This window comes from Stenotrophomonas geniculata ATCC 19374 = JCM 13324 (assembly GCF_001431625.1).
Taxonomy (GTDB): Bacteria; Pseudomonadota; Gammaproteobacteria; order Xanthomonadales; family Xanthomonadaceae; genus Stenotrophomonas; species Stenotrophomonas geniculata.
Window position 1 is genome coordinate 100,127 of the sequence record NZ_LLXT01000082.1, and the last position, 15,612, is coordinate 115,738.

The following is a 15,612-nucleotide window of genomic DNA, read 5'->3' on the forward strand; positions in this document are numbered from 1 at the left end:
GGAGATTGAACTGATGGATGTGCTGCTCGCCAACCCGCGTGGTTTCTGTGCCGGTGTCGATCGTGCGATCGAGATCGTCAAGCGCGCGATCGAAACGCTGGGCGCGCCCATCTACGTCCGCCATGAAGTGGTGCACAACCGCTTCGTGGTCGACGACCTGAAGCAGCGCGGCGCGATCTTCGTCGAAGAACTCGATGAAGTGCCGGACAACAACACAGTCATTTTCAGCGCCCATGGCGTGTCCCAGGCCGTGCGCCAGGAAGCCGATCGCCGTGGCCTGAAGGTGTTCGACGCCACCTGCCCGCTGGTGACCAAGGTGCACTTCGAGGTCGCCCGCCACTGCCGTGCCGGCCGTGACGTGGTGCTGATCGGCCACGCGGGTCACCCGGAAGTGGAAGGCACCATGGGCCAGTGGAACCGCGAAGCCGGCACCGGCCAGATCTACCTGGTGGAGGACGTGGAGCAGGTTGCCACGCTGCACATCAACCAGCCGGAAAACTTCGCCTACACCACCCAGACCACGCTGTCGGTGGACGACACGCGCGGCATCATCGATGCATTGCGCGAGCGCTTCCCGGCGATGCAGGGCCCGAAGAACGACGACATCTGCTACGCCACGCAGAACCGCCAGGACGCCGTGCGCGACCTGGCCAAGCGCTGCGACCTGGTGCTGGTGGTCGGTTCGCCGAACAGCTCCAACTCCAACCGTCTGAGCGAGCTGGCCCGCCGTGAGGGCGTGGAGTCGTACCTGATCGACGGCGCGCACGAGATCGATCCGGCGTGGGTGGCAGGCAAGCAGCACATCGGCGTGACCGCAGGTGCCTCGGCGCCGCAGGTGCTGGTCGACGGCGTGCTCGCGCGCCTGGCCGAGCTGGGCGCCAGCGGCGTGGGCGAACTGGACGGCGAACCGGAATCGATGGTGTTCGCGCTGCCGAAGGAACTGCGGTTGCGGTTGGTCGACTGACCGCGGAAGCGCCTCATCCACGCATGGCGTGGATCTACTGAAACTGCTCTGGCGGGTGCGAACCCGGGTTCGCACGCTTTTTCGCATGCAAGGATGGGCGGCCTGCCCATGACCTTTGGCCATGGGGCGGGGCACGTTACAGGCCTAGCATCGGAAGATTCTCCGTTGTTGGAAGTTGCCCGATGAAGCCCCGAGCCTTGGCGATGTCGTTGCTGTTCGCGCTGGCGGCCACGCCTGCACTGGCGCAGACCTCGCCACCGGCGAACGCGGCGGCTGCCGGCCTGCTGCGCATCGAGGTCGACGCACGCGACCTGGCCCGTCGCATCTTCAAGGTGACCGCCACCGTACCGGCCAAGCCCGGCCCGATGACCCTGCTGTACCCGCAGTGGATTCCCGGCAACCATTCGCCCACCGGCCCGATCGACAAGCTGGCCGGCCTGCGCGTGACCGCCAACGGCAGGCCGCTGGCCTGGCAGCGCGACCAGTACAACGTCTATGCCTTCAAGGTGAACGTACCGGAGGGCGTCAGCGAGATCGTCGCCCACTTCGATTTCCTGTCTTCGCAGGGTGGCAGCCAGGGGCGGGTAGTGATGACCCCGGAGATGCTCAACCTGCAGTGGAATACCAATTCGCTGTATCCGGCCGGCATCGATGCACGGCAGCTGCAGGCGCAGGCCAGCGTGACCCTGCCCAAGGGCTGGTCGTTCGCCACTGCGCTGGAAACCGCGCGCCGCGACGGCGACACCGTGGTGTTCAAGCCGATCTCCTACGATCACCTGGTCGATTCGCCGTTGTTCGCCGGTGAGCACTACCAGCGCATCGATCTCGACCCGGGTGCGAAGGTGCCGGTGCACCTCAATGTGTTTGCCGACGACGCCAAGTCGCTGAAGCCGAGCGAGGCGCAGATCACGATGCACCGCGCGCTGGTGCAGCAGGCCGACAAGCTCTACGGTGCGCGCCACTACAACCACTATGAGTTCCTGCTGGCATTGACCGACCGCCTCGGTGGCATCGGCCTGGAGCATCACCGTTCCAGCGAGAACAGTGCCGATCCGGGCTACTTCACCGAGTGGGACAGCAACGCGTGGATGCGTGACCTGCTGCCGCACGAGTACACCCATTCCTGGAACGGCAAGTACCGTCGCGGCGCCGACCTGGCCACCGCAAACTTCAACGTGCCCATGGGCGACAGCCTGCTGTGGGTGTACGAAGGGCAGACCCAGTTCTGGGGGCAGGTGCTGGCAGCACGCTCGGGGTTGTGGTCGGCTGCGCAGGCGCGCGACATGCTGGCCAATGTGGCCGCGACCTATGACCGTGGCCGCCCGGGCCTGGCCTGGCGTCCGCTGCAGGACACCACCAATGACCCAACCATCGCCCAGCGTCGCACGCTGCCGTATCGCAACTACCAGATGAGCGAGGACTACTACTCCGGCGGCCAGATGCTGTGGCTGGAAGTGGAGGGCAAGCTGCGCGAACTGAGCGGCAACCGCCGCAGCCTGGACGACTTCGCGCGCGCCTTTTTCGGCGTCGGCAATGGCGACTGGGACGTCAATCCGTACACCTTCAATGACGTGGTCGCGACCTTGAACGGCATCGCGCCGTACGACTGGGCCACGTTCCTGCGCGGGCGCCTGGACGGCCACGGTTCGTTGACTGGCGGCCTGGAGCTGGCGGGTTGGAAGCTGGTCTACCGCGATACCCCGAACGATGCCTACAAGGCGCAGGAGAAGCGCGCGAAGGCGGCGCTGCTGGCGTACTCGCTGGGTGCGACCGTGCTCGACAACGGCACGGTCGGTGATGTGATCTGGGACAGCCCGGCCTTCAACGCCGGTCTTGCACCTGGCATGAAGGTGATCGCGGTGGGCGGGCGCGAGTACAGCAGCCAGCGCTTGAAGGACGCGGTGGCTGCGGCAGCGAAGGACAAGGCGCCGATCATGTTGCTGGTGAAGCAGTTCGACCGCATTGAAACCATGAGCATCGCTTATCACGGTGGCCTGCAGTACCCGGTGCTGGAGCGCATCACCGGCAAGCCAGACCGCCTTGCAGATCTGTGGAAGGCGCGATGAAGTCGCGCGCCCGCGATGGCGTGGTCCTGTTGATGACGATCCTCGCCATCGTCGGCGCGTTCCTGCACGGCGATGGGCGATGGCTGCACTGGCTGGCCAAGCCCGCGACCACGCTGCTGATCGCGGCCATCGCCTGGCGTGTGCATGATCCGGCGCAGCCGTTCTACCGCCGCGCGGTGCTGGCCGGCATGCTGCTTTCGTGCGTGGGCGACATCGCGCTGATGCTGCCGATGGATGCGTTCGTGCCGGGACTGGTCGCGTTCCTGCTGGCGCATGTCTGCTACATCGTCGCCTTCCGCGATGGCCTGCGTGCCGGGCGTGGGCTGTTCGGCGCCGCTGTGCTGCTGGGTGCATTTGCCGTGCTCAACGTGATGGGCCTGTGGCCGCACCTGCCGGTGCCGATGCGTGTGCCGGTGCTGGCCTACGTGGTGGTGCTGGCGTCGATGGCGGTGCTGGCCCTGGCACGGCAGTGGCGCAGCCCGCAGCCCGGTGCCGTGGACGCCCGAAGCGCGCGCTGGGCCGCGGCAGGTGCATTGCTGTTCGTGGCCAGCGATTCCCTGCTGGCCTGGGACCGCTTCGCCGGTGGCCTGCCGTTGGCCAGCCTGCTGGTGTTGTCCACCTACTACGGCGCGCAGTACGCCATCGCCCGCTCGGTGAAATAGAAAAAGGGGACGGAGGGGATTAAATCGAAAACCGCACCAAGGCAGATACGACTTAATCCCCTCCGTCCCCTTTTTGTGTGGCCTATCGGCGGTGCACGCCGCGCAGAGTGCCCTGCGCATCGAACTGCAGGCGCACGGATTCGCGGTCACCGGCCACTTCGTCCGGCAGCCACACCAGCTTGCCGCCCTTGCGCACGATCACATACACGTGGCCGACTTCGGATGCGGGGTTCTGCAGGGCATTGCGTTGTTCCTGCAATGCCTGCGCCACGCGCGGCACGGCCTCGAAATCGATACTGGCCAGGGATGTGCTGCTGCGCTGCAGGCTGATGGTCGGCGCGAACTGCTGCGGGTTCACCGGATTGCCCTTGCGCCACTGGCCACGTTCAAAGTGATAGCTGTCGACGTGGCCCGGCTGTTGCGGATCGACCAGATCCAGGTTGATGCGGCCATCGTCGTAGAAGTGGATGCTGTGGAAGACCGTCAGCCGCTGGCCGGCCAGTGCCGGCAGCTGCTCCAGTGCCTGACGGGCAGCCAGCAGGTAGTCCGCATCGAACAGGCGATTGTTGCGCTCGGGCGCCGCGGCGGTACTCGCCGCGGGGAAGGGCGCCGGGGACGGCACAAGCGATACGGGTTGTTCGCGCTGTGACTGAGACGGGACGGAGGGGGGCAACCGGTCCGGCTGTACCGAATGCCCCAGCGTTTCGCTGATGGTCTGCACTGCGCCGCCGGCAATGGCCGCGCCCGCCAGAACCAGCAGCAGTACCAGGAACACCGTGCGGGTGGAGGGAGGCTGTTTCATATTCCCTCCAGCCGCACGTTGCTGCGGTCATCCGGGTCGTACAGCAGCGTCACGTGCTCGCGCGGGATGTTGGCCAGTTCAATCAGCGGGATGAAGCGGCGCACGCGGGCCTGCTGCACGCTGCCTTCGCGGTCGATGTATTCCAGCTGGAATTCCACCTGTGGTTGTTCGTTGAGGTAGGTGCCGGTCTGACGGACCTTCAATACCCGGGCCTCCACGCCGATGCCGCGATACTTCAGCGCATCACCGCGGGCATCGGCGTGCAGCAGGCGGCCGAGCAGGCGCAGCCCCAGCGCATAGCCACACAGCACCAGCGGGCATACCAGCAGCGGGTGACCGAACGACAGGAAGGTCCAGCCCAGCCCCTCGTTCTGCAGCCGGTAGGCCAACACATAGGCAGCGGCAACGGCTGCGATGCCGAGTGCTGCACCGATGCCACGCCGCCACAGGCTGGCGACATTCAGTTCGGGCTGCGCATCGTCCAGCACGATGTTGGGGAATGCCCCGGGCGTCCGGCCCAGGCGCGCATCGATGTGCCTGCCCACCTCGAAGCGATGCAGCTGGGGTTTGCTGTCGACCACCAGCATCTGTTCGCGGATCGGCGTACCTGACAGGTTCTTGAAGGACAACTGCAGTTTCCACTGCGCGAAGCCGCGCACCTGTACGCCGGTCTGTTCGGCCTGTTCGATCAGCGCACTGCGCGGTTCACCGTCGGCCAGGATCGACTGCACCCGGTGCAGTGCGCGCGGTGGCCCCAGCAACAGGTAGTGCAGGAAGGCGAACAGCAGCGTCAGCCACAAGGCCAGCGACAGTGCGAGCAGCAACAGTGCCGGCCACGGCGCGCTGCGGTCGACCAACGCCACCGGCCACGAAGTGCCGAAATAGAGAATGCAGGGAAAAGGCAACGCGAAGAACAGCAGGAACGCGCCCCAGAACCAGAGATAGGCTTTCATGGGGGAAGGGGACCGCGGTGGAACAGGGCGCGTAGATTACTACGCTTCAGCGGAACTGCAGGGTAAGCAGGTAGTAGCGGCCGAGCGGATCGTCCAGGCCCGGCATCTGTCCGCCATTGCCGACCAGATAGTTCACCGGTTGCGCATCGAGTACGTTGTGCACATCCAGCGCTGCAACGAGGCGCGGCCCCAGCCGACGTGCGAGGTGCAGGTTCCAGCGCAGCTGGCGTGGATTCATGCACTGGTTCCGATCGACCTGATCCTGCGGGCACTCGGCCCCGGGCAGCCAGGCACGGGTGCGCCCGACCTGGTTGCCGCGCAGGGCGATGTCCCAGTTGCTGTTCTGCCATTGCACGTTCAACACCGCAGCCAGCTCGGGTGTCACGTGGCCGCGCAGGTCCACGGCGGCCTCGTGGTCACGGCGGCGGCGCAGCTCCTGCTGTTTCAGCGCATCGAGCGAAAACAACCACTGGCCGTTGCTGCCGCTGTCGATGCGGTACTCGCCACGCAGCACCCAGTTGCGGGAGGTGGTGCGGCCGATGTTGTCGAACGACAGGCGCAGGCTGCTCAGGTGGCCGTCTTCATCCAGTTCCCAGGTACTACGATTCCACACCGCATCGCTGGGCTGCAGGGCGAGGATCTCGTTGCGCAGTTCCACGATGTTGTGGGTCAGCGACAGCGAGAACGTGTCGCTGGGTGTCCACGTGGCTGCCAGCGAATGGCTGCGCGATCGCTCGGCCTTCAGTGCATCGTTCTCTACGACGTTGGCCGTGACGCTGCAGCCGCCACCGCGGGTGGCGATTGCACATTCCGGAAGGGCATTGGACACCGGAAGCGTGATCGAGCCGAAGTAGCCGGGAGGCCGCCGTTGCTCGAACAGGCTCGGTGCACGGTAACCGCGCCCGCTGGCCAGCAGGAACGACCAGTGCGGCGTCGGGCTCCAGCGCAGCCCGGCACGAGGCGAGAACGCCATGAAGCCGCCGTCGCGGTCCCAGCGTGCAGCCAGGTCCGCGCGCAGCGTGGGTGCCAGCGGCAGGCCCAGCTCGGTATAGACGCCACTGCTTTGTCGCGACAGGCGGCGTTGCTGCTGCGGCAGGCCCAGCGCAAGGTCGCCCTGGCTCAGCAGCGCATCCGGACGCGAGACCCAGCGTTCATGGCGCAGGTCGATGCCGGTGGCCAGCTGCGCATTGCCCCCGGGCATCGCCATCAGTTCACGCTGCACACCCCACCAGCCCTGCCATTGTGCGGTGCTGCCGCGGTTGCGGATGGACGGAAACAGCGTGTCCGCCTCGGCCGCCGGCGGCGCGTCGAAACCGGGGGTGAACCTGCGCGCCTGCGTTGCTTCAAGCAGGCGCGTCGTGCGCACGGTGCCGGCAGTGGACAAGGTGACTTCGCTGCGCTGCGCGCTGATGCCCACCTCCCAGCTGCGCCGGCCCTGGTCACGGCCGATGCCGACGGTGACGTCCGCATCGGTGGCGCGGACGCTGGGGCGCACGTTGCCGGCCTCGCGCAGCACACTGTTGAAGGTGATTCCGCGCGAGACTACGGCAACGGCAGTCGGGCCCAGGTCGAAGCGCTGACGGTTGTGACTGGCCCGTGCCTCGACATAGGCATAGCGTCCCTCGCCACGTTCATGCCGGTAGTGCAGGTAGGCCGACGCGGTATCCGAGGCGGGCTGCAGCGAACGCGGGCGCGCGCTGTCAAACCAGCAGCCATCCTCGCGCCGCTTCAGGGGCGGCTCGCAGCGTCGGGCGGGCACGTACCAGTTGCCGAAGATCGCGCCGATCGGATACAGCGAGGTTTCCGCATGCCAGTCACGCTGGTCACCGGCGACATGCTCGACACGGTGCAGATCCAGGCCGGCAAACCAGCGGTCCCCATTGCCACGCGCGCCGCCCGTGGCGGCCTGCAGGCGGTACTGGCCCGCATCGCCGCGGCTGCTGAGTCCGGTCTGCAGCATGGCTTCGGGCCCATCGGCCTGGTCGCGCAGGATGATGTTGACCACGCCGGACATGGCATCGGCCCCATAGATGGCCGAGGCACCGCCGCGTACCAGTTCGATGCGGTCGACGAAGCTCAGCGGAATGCCGCCGAGGTCGGTGAGCCCGCCCTGTTCCAGCGACACCATGGGATAACGCGGCAGGCGCCGGCCGTTGACCAGGAACAGCGTCGCCCGCGGGCCCATGCCGTCCAGGCTGGTGGTGGCCGCTGCACCCACCGGCAGGTACTGCGAATCGCCGCCGCGCGAGGTACTCATGGCGGGATGGCCGTTCATGCCGGGCAGGTGCCGCAGCAGGTCGAACAGATTGCCGTAGCCACTGCGCAGGATGTCGTCGCGATCGATGGTGGTGACCGGCAGTGTGGTCTGCACCGAAGAGCGCGGCAGCCGGCTGCCGGTGACGTGGATGGGTGCCAGTTCCACCTGGTGTGGCGTGTCGGCGGACCTGGGAGCCGGGTGCGGCAGGCGCGGGGCTGCGACCGCTTTCGGTGGCGTGGCAGGTGGCTCGGGATGGACACGTCGCACGACAAAGGCACCCGAGGACGTGCGCAGGATGTTCACCGGCAGGCCGGCGACCAGCAGCTTCAGGGAGGCCCCCGTATCGCGTTGGCCACGTGTGCCAGTGGTGCGCAGATCATCCAGTTCACGTGCGTCGAACAGCAGGGCGGTGCCACTCTGCCGGGCCCATTGCTGCAGTGCCGGTATCAGTGGGCCCGCACCCACGTCGATCTCCAGCGTGCCGGCGGGCTCGCCGGCATCGGCCATCGGTAGTGCGGCAACACCCAGTGCAAGGCATAGCAGGGCGCGGAGCAGCCCCCACTGCAGCGCACCCGGACCTGCCGTCACTGCCGGTCTCCTCAGTAGGTGCGGCGCAGTTCCAGCGCGCCATCCGGACGCGTCTGGCCAGCCACGGACCAACCCAGTTCCAGCGCCGACAGCAGCTCCTGTGCATCACCGGCGCGGAAGGTGCCGCTTACAGCCAGGTCGGTGATCTCCGGATCGACGATCACCAGCGGCGTGCGGCCATAACGGTTCATGCGCTCGACCACGATCGACAGGGGCGTGGCATCGAACACCAGTTGCCCCCGCAGCCAGCCTTCAGCGGCTGCGTTGGACGAGAGGGCAGGGCCCGGCTGGATGCGGCCGGAGGGCAGTACCTGCAGCTGTTGGCCAGGCGCCAGCGTGTGCTGCGCTGCGCCGTTGCTGACTTCCACGGCACCTTCCAGCAGCGCGACCTCGACCAGGCCGTCGCGCAGGCGTTCCACCTGGAAGGTCGTGCCGATGTCACGGATCGTACTGTCGCCGGCGTGCAGTTTCAGCGCCTTGTTCGACGGTGCGACCTGCAGTTGCAGCCGGCCCCGCTCCAGCACCAGATCACGATGGCGCCAGCCGAAGCGTGCGCGGAGGGTGGTGCCGGCATCCAGCATGGCGACGCTGCCATCGGCCAGCGTCTGCTGCTGTGGCTGGTGCGAATCATTGGCGTAGACCTGCGGCGTCGGGTTGCCGTCGACGGCAACCATCCAGCCGATGCCGATCGCCATGCAGACACCGGCGGCAGCGGCCACGCCCGGCAGCCAGCGCCGGCGCGGCGGACGCGCCGCCCGTGCCGCGGCGGTGCGCAGCCAAGGGTCAGCCGCAAGCGCCGCACCCTGCTGGAACAGGGCTTCGGCCTGCACCCAGGCTTTGACGTGGGCCGGATCTTCGGCCAGCCAGTCCTCGAACGCCTCGCGTTCGACCGACGTGCAGTCCGGGGCTTCCGGGCGGGCTACCCAGGCGCTGGCGCGTTCAAACAGCTGTGCATCATCCCTGTGCGGGGTGCCACTCATTGGCCGTCCCTGTCGTTGTGCAGCGGATCCGATCCCAACTCCTGACGCAGGCCCTGCAGGGCCCGGGCGATATGTTTTTCCACGGTCTTGGCAGTAATTCCACAATGCCGCGCGATCTGCGTGTAGCTCATGCCGGTGATGCGGTTGAGCAGATAGACCTCGCGTGCGCGTTCGGGCAGCTTGAACAGGGCCTGCCGCAGCAGGGACAGCATCTGCCCTGACTCGGCCTGGCGCAATGGATCGGGCGAGGAACTGGACGGTTCGTCGCTGCCATCGTGTTCGGCCAGCGGCAGATGCGGCCGCAACTGCGGCGAGCGGCCGCGGTCTGCCAGGCGGTTGCGGGCGATACGATACAGCAGCAGGCGCAGTTCGTCCGGGCCCTGTGCGCGGTAGCGGATCAGCCGCTCCATGCAGTCCTGCGCGATATCCTCCGCATCCTCAGGCCCGACCCCCCGCGTGCGCAGGAACGCGCACAGCGGTGCGCGCTCTTCGCGTACGAACGCGATGAAGGCATCCGCAGGTGCGGGTAGCTCCGGCGCGCGATGTATCAGGGGAGACGGGGTGGACAGGGCTGGCCTCGACTGTCGGTGGCGAATGCGTCATCGAGTTTTACGCGACGATGACCGGATGGGGAAGAGTGTGCATCGATCGGATTCTCATTGTGAATGTATTCATTTTTCAGGATCCGTTCCACTGGGGGAGATCACCCCGCTGTGGCGTTGATCGTTCTACCCGCGTGTTGCGGGTGGAGAGAGAACACATGAAGTATTCGAAGTTGAGCCTGGCCCTGGCCGGGCTGATGGGCGTTGCCGCCATATCCGTGGTGGATGACGTCATGGCAATGAATTATCACGTGCAGGGCGATCGCATCTTCCTGAGTGGCGATGTGACCTACGCCGACGTGGTGTCCCTGCCGGCACTGCTGGCCAAGGCGCAGGCCGAAGGCCGGCCGGTCCGTGAGGTGGTGCTGCGCACGTCCAATGGCGGTGCGTTGATCGCCGGCGAGTGGCTGCAGGGCATCATCCGCACCTCCGGACTGAACACCATCGTGTCCGGCAATTGCATCTCGTCCTGCTCGATCATGCAGTCCGGTGGCGTCGAACGCTATCTGGCCGGCGATCTGCCGCTCATCGACTCGGTGCAGATCCACGCGGCCAGCAGCGGCGGCAAGGTGATCTACACGCCGTCACCGCGCATGACCCAGATCTATACCGGCAACTACGGTGGTGGCATGGATGCCGGGCTGCTGCACAAGGCCATGTACGAAGTGGTGAAGCCGAACGGCCTGCTGGTGTTCCGCGATCCGGCACGCAGCACCGGTTCCTCGGTCACCTTCGACCCCGATGGCAGTGGCAGCAAGCTGGAGTCGTTCCCCGGCCAGGACATCTACAGCAACAGGATCATCACCGCGAACGGGTACCGCGATCCGGGCGACACCTTGAATGTCACCGCCAACGTGACCGGCGACATCAACCCAGGCTACCTGCGTACCGGACGCCAGTTGCAGGCGTTCGTCGATGATGATTTCGCGCGCTGGAATACCGACTGGCGATCCACCTACATCAATCTCGCGCAGAGCATCTACAACGCATCCAGCAAGGGTCCGCAGGGCATCGGTGCGCTGTCGGTGCAGGGTTACCTCAGTGACCCGGACATCCAGGACCTGTTGCTGTCCAAGCTGCGGCTGGCTGATCTGGATGTCTCCACGCTGGACAACGCCATGGGCGTGATCCGGGTGACCAACGGCGCCACCTGGCGCACGTCCGCGACGACGGGTGCGGATTTCATGCTGGTCGACAATGGCACCATCGCGCTGGAAGGCGGTGCCCTGCGCGCATCGGAAGTGCGCGTGCTCGGCGCAGGCATGCTGGTCGGCCATGGCGACGTGGCGGGTACTGCGATGGACCGCGCTGCATTGCTGGACGGCACCGGCCCGTCGTACCGCGAAGACGGTTTCAACCGCCTGCGCGTGTTCGGCACGCTGATGCCGCGCGGTGGCGACCTGGTCACCCATGGCTACGTCAACATCATGCCGGGCGGCAAGGTGCTGTTCGACGTTACAGAGAATGGCGGCACCGCTGCAGGCCGCCTGCGCGTGGGTACCTTCTTCGATGACGAGCAGACCGAGGGGGCACTGGTGATCTCCAAGGGGGCCTTCCTCGAACTGAACGTGGCGCAGGGCTACTACGGCCAGGATTTCCGTCGTGATCTGGTTAAGGGCCCGATCTACCAGGGTGGCTTCGAAGAGGCCGTGCGCCTGGGTGACACCGGCTACAGTGCCAGCATCAGCGGTGATGTGTTCCGTCCCCGCCACAATTCGCTGTTGAGCTTCAACGTGAAGCAGACGGCCGATGGCCTGTGGCTGACCGCCAACCCCGGCTTTGACCAGCTGGGCCTGTTCGCCAACGGTACGTCCGGCGACGGCCTGGGCCGTGCGCTGGCGACGGCCTCCGATCGCCAGGACAAGGGGCTGAGATCGCTGCTGGGCGCACTGCAGTTCGCCGACCGCGATGTGATCGCACAACAGGCCGGTGCCCTGCGCGGTGATGCGCACGCCAGCCTGCGCCTGGCAGACACCGCACTGGTGGGCAGCATCGGCAACGTCGTGCAGCAGCACCAGTCGGCCATGCGCAGCGGCGGCGATGCCGATGGCCTGGCCTCGCAGGTGGCGCAGTCGGTCTCCTCCCAGCCGGGCATGCGCCATGGCAGCCTGTTCAACCAGCTGGCGATGCACTTGGTCGAACCGGCGCCGGGCAGCGTTGCGGGTAGCGGTGACGCCGGACGCAGCCATGGCATCTGGGCACGTGGTTTCGCCAGCCATGGCCGCATCGATGCCGGCGGCGGCGTGGCCGGCCTGAGCCACAACATCGGCGGCGTCGTGGTCGGTGCCGACACCCGCGTGGCCGATGACCGCGTGACCCTGGGCGTCAGCGTGGCCGCGGCGGACATGTCGACCAAGGCCAGCGATGGCTCAGGTTTCACCGGTGATGTGCGCGCGCTGGACGTGGGCGGTTACCTCGATGCGACGTACGCGCGCGGCTATCTGTCGGCGGCCGTGCGCTACACCGATCTGCGGCATGACACCCGTCGCAGCATCGGCGGTATCGATGGCCTGCAGCAGCCCCTGCGCGCGAAGTACAGCAACGATGCGATCTCCGCACGTGTTGAACATGCGTTCTCGTTCACCAACGGCAAGGGCCTGGTGATCCAGCCGTTGCTGCCGGTGGTGGACTACGCGCGCACGTCGGCCACCCGCTTCAACGAAGGGCAGGGCGCCGGTGCGCTGGTTGGCCGCAGTGGCAGCCTGGAGAGCATCCGCGTGGGTGCGGGCCTGCAGCTGTTCAAGACCTTCGAAGGCAACAACGGTGAGCGCATCACCCCGCGCGCCCGGGTGGTCTGGCAGAAGGAGCTGGGCGATTCGCAGGCCCGCTACAGCACCGGCTTCGCCGCAGCTCCGGATCTGATGTTCGGCGCCAGCAGCCAGGCGGTGGGCGAGCAGGTGCTGGCCTGGAACCTGGGTGTGACCAGCCGTGCCAGCGAGCGGCTGTCGATCATGGCCGATTACGTGGGCGAGCGCCGCGACGGGCAGATCCAGAACGGCGTGATGCTGGGCCTGGGCTACAGGTTCTAAGTGGCACCCGGCACCGGCGATGACGGCATCGCCGGTGCCATCCCAACGCGGTCGCTGCTGCGGTATGGTCGGTATGGCATTCCACCCAGGCCCATCCATGCAGATCGCCGTCTTCAGTGCCCGTCCCTACGACCGCCGCTTCCTTGATGAGGCGAACCAGCGCGATGCGTCTCGGGGCGGCTTTGCGTTCGTGTACTTCGATGTGGCGCTGGACGTGCACACGGCGGCGCTGGCGCAGGATTGCGCAGCCGTATGCGTGTTCGTCAACGACCGCCTGGATGGGCCGGTACTGCACGCCCTGCATGCGGTGGGGGTGCGGGCCGTGCTGCTGCGCTGCGCAGGTTTCAACAACGTGGATCTGGCGGTTGCAAAAGCGCTGGATCTGTTCGTCGCACGCGTACCGGCCTATTCGCCGGAGGCGGTGGCCGAGCATGCGCTGGCGCTGGTGATGACCCTCAACCGGCAGACCCATCGCGCCTACAACCGGGTGCGCGAAGGCAACTTCATGCTCGATGGCCTGCTCGGGCGCACCCTGCATGGCCGCACCGTGGGCATCATCGGTACCGGCAAGATCGGCCTGGCCACTGCGCGCATCTTCAAGGGCATGGGCTGCATCGTGCTGGGGCACGACCCGTATCCGTCGGCTGCGTTCGGCGGAATCGGCGATAGGGTCGGACTGGATGAACTGCTGGCACGCGCCGACATCGTGTCGCTGCATTGCCCGCTGACGCCTGAGACCCACCACCTGATCAATGATGCGTCGCTGGCGCGGATGAAGCCGGGCGCGATGCTGGTCAACACCTCGCGCGGCGGGTTGGTGGATACCCATGCGGTGATCCGCGCGCTGAAGGCGCGCCGGCTGGGTCATCTGGCCATCGACGTGTACGAGCAGGAAAGCGCGCTGTTCTTCCAGGACCTCTCCGGCGAGATCATCGACGACGAGGCCTTCCAGCGCCTGATGACCTTCCCCAATGTGATGGTGACCGGCCACCAGGGCTTCTTCACCGTGGAGGCGCTGCAGGAGATCTCGGCGATCACGCTGGGGAACCTGCAGGATTTCGCGGCTGGGCGGGTGTGCGCCAATGCGGTGGGGACTGGCTGAGCCGGCGACATCGTGACTGCGACGCCTGTTCTGTCGCGCACCACATCTCCGGATCCACACGAACGCGAAGTGCAGCCGGAGGTGGCGCTGGGTGCGCTGGTGCTGGTGCTGGTGGCGGACGGCGATGCCGGCTTCAATGATGGCTTCAACGGCGTCCGGAACGAATGCGATGGCGTCGAGCGGTCGTGCTGTGACGCAACGCGACAGGTTGGGATGTGATGCGTACCATCAAGGCGGCCAAGGGGGCGCCGACGATTCCTGTACCTATGAGTAAAACGACGTTCCGAGCCACCATGAAGTGGGTCAACCTCGCGGCGGCGGCTTCAATTGACCTGCTGACCGGCACCCTCTAGAATTGCCTGCTAAGCCGGAATAGCTCAGTTGGTAGAGCGGCGCATTCGTAATGCGTAGGTCGCAGGTTCGACTCCTGTTTCCGGCACCAGTTTTAAGCTCGAAAAAGCAGTAAAATCAAGGGGTTGGCCGGATTTCCGACCAGCCCCTTTTTCTTGCCCTCCTGGTTCACCCCGGGAAAAACAGGGATTTCCAGGGATAGTTTTTCCCCACTTTTTCCCCAGCCCATGACCGGAATGCTGCCCATCCTGCGCGCCATGTTCCCCGACAAGCCGCTCTTGTCGGTCGAGGACGTGGCGCGGGTGCTCAACCGAACGGGGGCCGGCAGCTACGAGCAGACCCGCGAGCAACTGGCGGCCGGCGTCATCGTTCCCGGCTTGCGCAAGTTGGGCGGCAGTTGGCTGGTGCCGGTGACTGCGCTCGCCGAGGCGCTCGACGGGCTCACAGACACTGACGTTGCAGGACAGGCCACCCCCAAGGCCCACCCAGCCCGGCACACAGTCACCCGTGCCAACCCCATTGTGCCGCGCAAGGGTGGGCGGGTTCCTGACCGGGCCAAGCACATGGCACTGGCCGACATGACGTCCCTGGCCTTTGCCTTGGCCACCTTCGATGCAACGGAGTTTTGGGGCGAGGTGTTGGCCGTGCTGGGGCAGCCTCAGCAGCGCCCTGCGCTGACCGCAACGCCCGCCGACTGCTTCGCTGAGCTTCAGCCCTGGGTGCGGCAGGACGGGCGTTTGGTGGGCCATGTGCAACTGCTGCCCATCGAAGAGCGCGACAGGGCCCTGGCAGAGGGCGAAATCTGGGAGGCCCCCCTGGCCGAGGCGCTGCTGGAGCCTTGGACCAGCGTCGCGGCGCGCGAGCCATTCGATGACGCAATGGAGGCGGCACAGTCCGCGTTTCAGGCGGCGTGGAGCGAGGTCCGGAACCAAGCCCGTGCTCAAGGTTTGGACGAAGGCCTGCCGCCCGCGGCGAACCCAATCACTCGCAGGCCGTTCCGCTTCTAAGCTGCCACAGTCCCCTTTGACACCGGTGCCTCTCCAACATGTCGTTTGATTCAAAAGCAAAGACCGAAGCGGCGCTGATCCGTCGCTATGCCGACCGCTACGGGCACGCGGACGACACGTTCGCGGGCGGGTGGGGCGTGCCATGGGGGAAGCTGGTGCGCGTGCTCGACACTGACCTGGCCGTTGAGAGAACGCAGCGCCAGGAGCTGGAGGCCGGCAAGCGGCAGGCGGCGCGGACGGACACATGGA

General features: G+C 66.5%; 15 protein-coding genes and 1 tRNA gene. 10 read left to right on the forward strand and 6 right to left on the reverse strand.

The annotated features are described in order from the left end of the window. Positions 1-13 precede the first annotated feature (13 nt). The 3 genes from ispH (at position 14) to ARC63_RS05150 (ending at position 3,692) form a co-directional block, all read left to right on the forward strand. Positions 14-964 carry a 4-hydroxy-3-methylbut-2-enyl diphosphate reductase gene (gene ispH, locus ARC63_RS05140; protein ID WP_010483308.1) on the forward strand — a complete coding sequence of 317 codons (951 nt, stop codon included), beginning with the start codon at positions 14-16 and terminating at the stop codon, positions 962-964. 182 nt (positions 965-1,146) lie between these two features. Further along, on the forward strand, positions 1,147-3,030 hold the full coding sequence (locus ARC63_RS05145; protein WP_057502699.1) for a M61 family metallopeptidase: 1,884 nt from the start codon (positions 1,147-1,149) through the stop codon (positions 3,028-3,030). Beyond that, positions 3,027-3,692: a lysoplasmalogenase gene (locus tag ARC63_RS05150; RefSeq protein ID WP_054171253.1), complete on the forward strand. Its 666-nt coding sequence runs from the start codon at positions 3,027-3,029 to the stop codon at positions 3,690-3,692. The genes ARC63_RS05145 and ARC63_RS05150 overlap by 4 nt, the downstream gene beginning before the upstream one ends. An 82-nt stretch (positions 3,693-3,774) precedes the next feature. Here the strand turns inward: ARC63_RS05150 and ARC63_RS05155 are convergent, their stop codons facing one another. Genes ARC63_RS05155 through ARC63_RS05175 form a run of 5 tightly spaced genes read right to left on the reverse strand, consistent with a single transcriptional unit; the run spans position 3,775 to position 9,778 of the window. Then, the gene (locus ARC63_RS05155; RefSeq protein WP_049455613.1) at positions 3,775-4,494 is read right to left on the reverse strand and encodes a hypothetical protein; all 720 of its coding nucleotides are present in this window, start codon (positions 4,492-4,494) and stop codon (positions 3,775-3,777) included. Then, positions 4,491-5,447 carry a hypothetical protein gene (locus ARC63_RS05160; RefSeq protein WP_057502700.1) on the reverse strand — a complete coding sequence of 319 codons (957 nt, stop codon included), beginning with the start codon at positions 5,445-5,447 and terminating at the stop codon, positions 4,491-4,493. Before ARC63_RS05160 ends, ARC63_RS05155 begins: the two co-directional genes overlap by 4 nt. A gap of 46 nt (positions 5,448-5,493) precedes the next feature. Then, on the reverse strand, positions 5,494-8,292 hold the full coding sequence (locus tag ARC63_RS05165) for a TonB-dependent receptor plug domain-containing protein (protein WP_057502701.1): 2,799 nt from the start codon (positions 8,290-8,292) through the stop codon (positions 5,494-5,496). An 11-nt stretch (positions 8,293-8,303) separates the two neighbouring features. Then, on the reverse strand, positions 8,304-9,272 hold the full coding sequence (locus ARC63_RS05170; RefSeq protein ID WP_057502702.1) for a FecR family protein: 969 nt from the start codon (positions 9,270-9,272) through the stop codon (positions 8,304-8,306). Beyond that, a complete protein-coding gene (locus ARC63_RS05175) occupies positions 9,269-9,778 on the reverse strand; it encodes an RNA polymerase sigma factor (RefSeq protein ID WP_082587815.1) in 510 nt (169 codons plus the stop codon). The genes ARC63_RS05170 and ARC63_RS05175 overlap by 4 nt, the downstream gene beginning before the upstream one ends. Before the next feature lie 254 nt (positions 9,779-10,032). On the opposite strand from ARC63_RS05175, the gene ARC63_RS05180 reads away from it, so the two are divergent. From ARC63_RS05180 to ARC63_RS05190, 5 genes are all read left to right on the forward strand, one after another. Further along, the gene (locus ARC63_RS05180) at positions 10,033-12,903 is read left to right on the forward strand and encodes an autotransporter family protein (protein WP_057502704.1); all 2,871 of its coding nucleotides are present in this window, start codon (positions 10,033-10,035) and stop codon (positions 12,901-12,903) included. 97 nt (positions 12,904-13,000) lie between these two features. Beyond that, positions 13,001-14,005 carry a 2-hydroxyacid dehydrogenase gene (locus ARC63_RS05185; RefSeq protein WP_057502705.1) on the forward strand — a complete coding sequence of 335 codons (1,005 nt, stop codon included), beginning with the start codon at positions 13,001-13,003 and terminating at the stop codon, positions 14,003-14,005. Positions 14,006-14,017: 12 nt separating this feature from the next. Beyond that, entirely contained in the window at positions 14,018-14,224 is a 207-nt protein-coding gene (locus tag ARC63_RS23125) for a hypothetical protein (RefSeq protein WP_139042385.1), read from the forward strand. Then, the gene (locus ARC63_RS23770) at positions 14,224-14,358 is read left to right on the forward strand and encodes a hypothetical protein (protein WP_267067163.1); all 135 of its coding nucleotides are present in this window, start codon (positions 14,224-14,226) and stop codon (positions 14,356-14,358) included. Before ARC63_RS23125 ends, ARC63_RS23770 begins: the two co-directional genes overlap by 1 nt. A gap of 13 nt (positions 14,359-14,371) precedes the next feature. After that, a tRNA-Thr gene (locus ARC63_RS05190) sits at positions 14,372-14,447 on the forward strand. Between the two features lie 3 nt (positions 14,448-14,450). Here the strand turns inward: ARC63_RS05190 and ARC63_RS23405 are convergent. Next, on the reverse strand, positions 14,451-14,603 hold the full coding sequence (locus ARC63_RS23405; RefSeq protein WP_158003722.1) for a hypothetical protein: 153 nt from the start codon (positions 14,601-14,603) through the stop codon (positions 14,451-14,453). Between ARC63_RS23405 and ARC63_RS05195 the strand changes: the two genes are divergently transcribed. Both ARC63_RS05195 and ARC63_RS05200 read left to right on the forward strand, forming a co-directional pair. Beyond that, complete coding sequence (locus ARC63_RS05195; RefSeq protein WP_057502706.1) at positions 14,593-15,363, forward strand: hypothetical protein; 771 nt, start codon at positions 14,593-14,595, stop codon at positions 15,361-15,363. The two genes, ARC63_RS23405 and ARC63_RS05195, sit on opposite strands and share 11 nt — an antisense overlap. Before the next feature lie 38 nt (positions 15,364-15,401). Further along, the coding region (locus ARC63_RS05200; RefSeq protein ID WP_139042386.1) for a hypothetical protein at positions 15,402-15,612 on the forward strand (211 nt) is incomplete at its 3' end.

What these genes read in the sequence shown, in the direction of transcription:
- ispH (WP_010483308.1), top strand. Translation starts at nt 14, where the DNA reads ATGGATGTGCTGCTCGCCAACCCGCGTGGTTTCTGTGCCGGTGTCGAT.
- ARC63_RS05145 (WP_057502699.1), top strand. Translation starts at nt 1,147, where the DNA reads ATGAAGCCCCGAGCCTTGGCGATGTCGTTGCTGTTCGCGCTGGCGGCC.
- ARC63_RS05150 (WP_054171253.1), top strand. Translation starts at nt 3,027, where the DNA reads ATGAAGTCGCGCGCCCGCGATGGCGTGGTCCTGTTGATGACGATCCTC.
- ARC63_RS05155 (WP_049455613.1), bottom strand. Translation starts at nt 4,494, where the DNA reads ATGAAACAGCCTCCCTCCACCCGCACGGTGTTCCTGGTACTGCTGCTG.
- ARC63_RS05160 (WP_057502700.1), bottom strand. Translation starts at nt 5,447, where the DNA reads ATGAAAGCCTATCTCTGGTTCTGGGGCGCGTTCCTGCTGTTCTTCGCG.
- ARC63_RS05170 (WP_057502702.1), bottom strand. Translation starts at nt 9,272, where the DNA reads ATGAGTGGCACCCCGCACAGGGATGATGCACAGCTGTTTGAACGCGCC.
- ARC63_RS05180 (WP_057502704.1), top strand. Translation starts at nt 10,033, where the DNA reads ATGAAGTATTCGAAGTTGAGCCTGGCCCTGGCCGGGCTGATGGGCGTT.
- ARC63_RS05185 (WP_057502705.1), top strand. Translation starts at nt 13,001, where the DNA reads ATGCAGATCGCCGTCTTCAGTGCCCGTCCCTACGACCGCCGCTTCCTT.
- ARC63_RS23770 (WP_267067163.1), top strand. Translation starts at nt 14,224, where the DNA reads ATGCGTACCATCAAGGCGGCCAAGGGGGCGCCGACGATTCCTGTACCT.
- ARC63_RS05195 (WP_057502706.1), top strand. Translation starts at nt 14,593, where the DNA reads ATGCTGCCCATCCTGCGCGCCATGTTCCCCGACAAGCCGCTCTTGTCG.
- ARC63_RS23405 (WP_158003722.1), bottom strand. Translation starts at nt 14,603, where the DNA reads ATGGGCAGCATTCCGGTCATGGGCTGGGGAAAAAGTGGGGAAAAACTA.